Source organism: Raoultella sp. (assembly GCF_039594335.1).
GTDB lineage: Bacteria > Pseudomonadota > Gammaproteobacteria > Enterobacterales > Enterobacteriaceae > Klebsiella.
On the sequence record NZ_JBCNNS010000231.1, the window covers coordinates 1 to 3895 of the forward strand.

At 51.1% G+C, this 3895-nt stretch carries 5 protein-coding genes and 1 rRNA gene; 4 read left to right on the plus strand and 2 right to left on the minus strand.

Annotated features, from left to right (window positions below):
• The first annotated feature begins 138 nt into the window (after window positions 1-138).
• Window positions 139-254 (plus strand): 5S ribosomal RNA (rrf, locus tag ACZAHD_RS22020).
• A 298-nt stretch (window positions 255-552) separates the two neighbouring features.
• Here the strand turns inward: rrf and mobB are convergent.
• Complete coding sequence (gene mobB, locus ACZAHD_RS22025; RefSeq protein WP_462458635.1) at window positions 553-1059, minus strand: molybdopterin-guanine dinucleotide biosynthesis protein MobB; 507 nt, start codon at window positions 1057-1059, stop codon at window positions 553-555.
• Entirely contained in the window at window positions 1056-1637 is a 582-nt protein-coding gene (mobA, locus tag ACZAHD_RS22030) for a molybdenum cofactor guanylyltransferase MobA (RefSeq protein ID WP_462458636.1), read from the minus strand. Before mobA ends, mobB begins: the two co-directional genes overlap by 4 nt.
• 71 nt (window positions 1638-1708) lie before the next feature.
• On the opposite strand from mobA, the gene ACZAHD_RS22035 reads away from it, so the two are divergent.
• The 3 genes from ACZAHD_RS22035 to dsbA all read left to right on the plus strand — a co-directional run bounded on the left by ACZAHD_RS22035 (window position 1709) and on the right by dsbA (window position 3691).
• On the plus strand, window positions 1709-1978 hold the full coding sequence (locus ACZAHD_RS22035; RefSeq protein WP_462458637.1) for a YihD family protein: 270 nt from the start codon (window positions 1709-1711) through the stop codon (window positions 1976-1978).
• A 75-nt stretch (window positions 1979-2053) separates the two neighbouring features.
• Window positions 2054-3040, plus strand: a complete 987-nt coding sequence (locus ACZAHD_RS22040) for a serine/threonine protein kinase (protein WP_462458638.1) — start codon at window positions 2054-2056, stop codon at window positions 3038-3040.
• A gap of 27 nt (window positions 3041-3067) precedes the next feature.
• Window positions 3068-3691 carry a thiol:disulfide interchange protein DsbA gene (gene dsbA, locus ACZAHD_RS22045; RefSeq protein WP_100686438.1) on the plus strand — a complete coding sequence of 208 codons (624 nt, stop codon included), beginning with the start codon at window positions 3068-3070 and terminating at the stop codon, window positions 3689-3691.
• Window positions 3692-3895 lie beyond the last annotated feature (204 nt).

A 3895-nucleotide genomic window follows, 5' to 3' on the forward strand; every position in this document is an offset into this window, starting at 1 on the left:
GTCCTGAAGGATTTTACGCTGAGACAAGGCGGCAAATGAAGCGACGGAAGGAGCATACAAAGGTATGTGACTGACGTTCGCGAGAGCAGCCAACGCAGTATCAGTGTAAAAGACACGGGACAGAGTATAAAGAATTTGCCTGGCGGCAGTAGCGCGGTGGTCCCACCTGACCCCATGCCGAACTCAGAAGTGAAACGCCGTAGCGCCGATGGTAGTGTGGGGTCTCCCCATGCGAGAGTAGGGAACTGCCAGGCATCAAACAAGATGAAGGGCTCAGTCGGAAGACTGGGCCCTTTGTTGTGTCTGCGGTCCGCCGGGGAGTGTGGCTGCGGGAGCAGGGCACATCGTCGGGAACGAGGTTGCACAGTACGAGGGTGACGGGCAGGAAGTCCGGCAAACCGCCTGGCATTAAATCAGTAAAAAGCCCGTCCGTCTGGACGGGCTTTTTGCGTTTTTGTCGTTATTTCTCCGTTATGCTTAATCTCGCAGAAATAGTGCCGAACGGGCGCAATCTTACGCCCATTGCTGAAATAATCCGCCATCAGGCTGCGATTAAGCTTCTGCCAACCATCGTAGAATAAACGCCACGATCTGCGGAATATTGTTTAAATCTAGCTGCGGGAGTGATGTCTCTACTGGAATGTCGCTGACCACCGCAATCACATGATCATCCAGGATGAGCTCCTCAACATGATGGCCGCCCTGTTGCCGAAAAAGCAGCAGCTTCGCTACCGGTTCATGCTTAAACCCTTCAACCAGAACTAAATCCAGCGTTGATGCATCCATTCTGCTGACCAGCCAGGCCAAATCCACCTCTTCCTCATCCGGCGTTTCCGTCATTAGCGCCCAGCGTTGTGAACTGGCGACAATCGTTTGAGCTGCCCCGGCTTTACGCAATTCATAGCTGTCTTTACCCGGTTTATCGACATCCATATTGTGATGGGTATGCTTGATCAAGCCTGGACGCAGGCCGGCTGCACACAATGCGGGGATCAATTTCTTCAACAGCGTTGTTTTACCGGTACCACTCCAGGCGGAAATGGCGAGAACGGGGATCATGATTGCTCCTGTATGCTCTGCAAGTCATCAAGAGTATTGATGTTAATAAATGCTGACCGGGCATCGCTGAAATCAACGCGATGCCCGCCGCTGCTGCGTATAAAGGCCATCACGCGTCGTTCACCTGCGGCAAGATATGCCGCCAGATCGGGCATTACACATCGATGCATCAGGGTAATGGCAGGATGATCGCGTTCTCCGTCGTAGACCCAGACTACGGCGGCGGTTTTTTTCTGCTGTAAAAAGCGCTCAGCCAGGAATGTGGGGATAAAAGGGGTATCGCAGGGACAGAAGAGAAACCATTCGCTCTCTGTCTGCTGTATCACGGATAGCATGCCAGCTAATGGACCCGGGAAGTCAGAGAGACTGTCGGTATAAACCGGATATCCGCTTTCATACCAGCGTTCCAGATTACGGTTGGCACTGATAGCCAGGTCTGTTACCTGAGGAGACAGCGCCTCTGCCACATAGCGCCATAATGGCTTACCATCGAGCAACTGCAATCCCTTATCCGTTCCCCCCATCCGCGTGGCCCTTCCGCCTGCTAATACAACGCCGGTTATGACCTCGCCTTGCATATCAATATCGCCTCTTTCATTGTGGGATTGACCCTGTTAACTTGTCGCTATCAAGAGTAAGGAGCATGACCATGAAATGTAAACGTCTGAATGAAGTAATTGAACTCCTCCAGCCAGCCTGGCAGAAAGAGCCGGAACTGAACCTGATGCAATTTTTGCAGAAACTCGCAAAAGAGGCCGGTTACACTGGCGAACTGGCCGATCTTTCCGACGATATCCTGATTTATCATCTGAAAATGCGTGATTCGGCAAAAGAAGCCGTTATTCCGGGTATTCAGAAGGATTACGAAGAGGATTTCAAAACGGCCTTATTGCGTGCGCGCGGCGTGATTAAAGAGTAAAAGGTTGTAAGTGCTGCCGCGGAACGAGTTATGAGATGATATCCTGAACTATTCCTAAGATTATCGGATGTCAGGATGCACGATAAGGCTTTTAATTTTCAGACGCTAAACCCGGATACCATCATTGATGGGTTATTCGATCTGGGGATGCGGGTGGACTCCGGGCTCACTCCGCTTAACAGCTATGAAAACCGCGTTTACCAGTTTCAGGACGAAGACCGCCATCGCTATGTGGTGAAGTTCTATCGTCCTGGACGTTGGTCTGCCGAACAGATCCTCGAAGAACACCAGTTTACCCTCCAGCTCAAGCAGGATGATGTTCCTGTTGCGGCACCATTATTTTTCAATGACAGTACCCTTCATCAGCATCAGGGCTTCTATTTTGCTGTGTTCCCCAGCTTAGGTGGGCGCCAGTTTGAATCTGATAACCTCGATCAAATGGAGTCTGTCGGCCGTTATCTGGGGCGTTTGCACCAGATCGGGCGTAAATCGCGTTTTATCGCGCGCCCTGAGATTGGGGTGAATGAATATTTGCTCGCGCCGCGGGACGTTTTTGAACACTCAACGCTGATCCCCGCAGGTCTGAAGAAGGACTTCCTCCGCGCCGCAGATAAGCTGATTGCTGCCGTTATAGCACAATGGCACGGGAACGCTGACGTTTTGCGTCTGCACGGCGATTGTCATGCCGGTAATATTCTCTGGCGCGATGGTCCGCTTTTTGTCGATTTAGATGATGCCCGCAACGGTCCGGCCATCCAGGATCTCTGGATGCTGCTCAACGGTGATAAAGCCGAGCAGCGAATGCAGCTGGAGATGATCGTTGAAGCTTATGAAGAATTTAGTCCGTTTAATTCAGACGAAATCGCCCTTATCGAACCTTTACGCGCCATGCGGTTAGTTTATTATCTGGCATGGTTGCTCAGGCGCTGGGACGATCCTGCTTTCCCTGTTAATTTCCCCTGGCTTACCGGGGAAGATTACTGGCGAGAGCAGACAGCAACTTTTCTTGAGCAGGTGAAGGTTCTGCAAGAACCCCCTCTTCAGTTAACGCCAATGTATTAATTAGATATTTCCAGGAGAGACGTAAACATGAAAAAAATTTGGCTGGCGCTGGCTGGTATGATTCTGGCTTTTAGTGCTTCTGCTGCCCAGATCGCCGACGGTAAGCAGTACATCACCCTTGATAAGCCCGTAGCCGGCGCGCCTCAGGTGCTTGAGTTCTTCTCGTTCTACTGTCCGCACTGCTATCAGTTTGAAGAAGTGCTGCACGTTTCTGATAACGTGAAGAAAAAACTGCCGGAAGGCGTTAAAATGACCAAGTACCACGTTGAATTCCTCGGACCTTTGGGTAAAGACTTAACCCAGGCATGGGCCGTAGCGATGGCATTGGGCGTTGAAGATAAGATCACGGTACCGATGTTTGAAGCGGTACAGAAAACCCAGACCGTGCAGACCGTGGCTGATATTCGCAAAGTCTTCGTTGACGCTGGCGTGAAGGGTGAAGACTACGATGCGGCATGGAACAGCTTTGTCGTGAAATCCCTGGTTGCTCAGCAGGAAAAAGCGGCCGCTGACTTCCAGCTGCAAGGCGTACCGGCAATGTACGTCGACGGTAAATATCAGCTGAACCCGCAGGGGATGGATACCAGCAATATGGACGCCTTTGTCGCCCAGTATGCGGATAGCGTTAAGCAGTTGGTAGAGAAGAAGTAAAAAAAGCCGGTCACTGACCGGCTTTTTAATTGTCACCCCTAAACCACCTCCTATGGGGGTGGTGATCGTTCATGTGGGGCTTTGCCCGTAGAATGCCCATGCGAAATACTGCCCCGGTTTGTTACCAGCAAATCAAGGAGTAAATAGCATGAGCAGATATAAATCCGCTTCTCACGTATTCTATCGCTGTCAGTATCATCTCGT

Bases quoted from the DNA above. Each gene is read 5' to 3' on its own strand.
- dsbA (WP_100686438.1), top strand. From the start codon at position 3,068: ATGAAAAAAATTTGGCTGGCGCTGGCTGGTATGATTCTGGCTTTTAGT.
- ACZAHD_RS22035 (WP_462458637.1), top strand. From the start codon at position 1,709: ATGAAATGTAAACGTCTGAATGAAGTAATTGAACTCCTCCAGCCAGCC.
- mobB (WP_462458635.1), bottom strand. From the start codon at position 1,059: ATGATCCCCGTTCTCGCCATTTCCGCCTGGAGTGGTACCGGTAAAACA.
- ACZAHD_RS22040 (WP_462458638.1), top strand. From the start codon at position 2,054: ATGCACGATAAGGCTTTTAATTTTCAGACGCTAAACCCGGATACCATC.
- mobA (WP_462458636.1), bottom strand. From the start codon at position 1,637: ATGCAAGGCGAGGTCATAACCGGCGTTGTATTAGCAGGCGGAAGGGCC.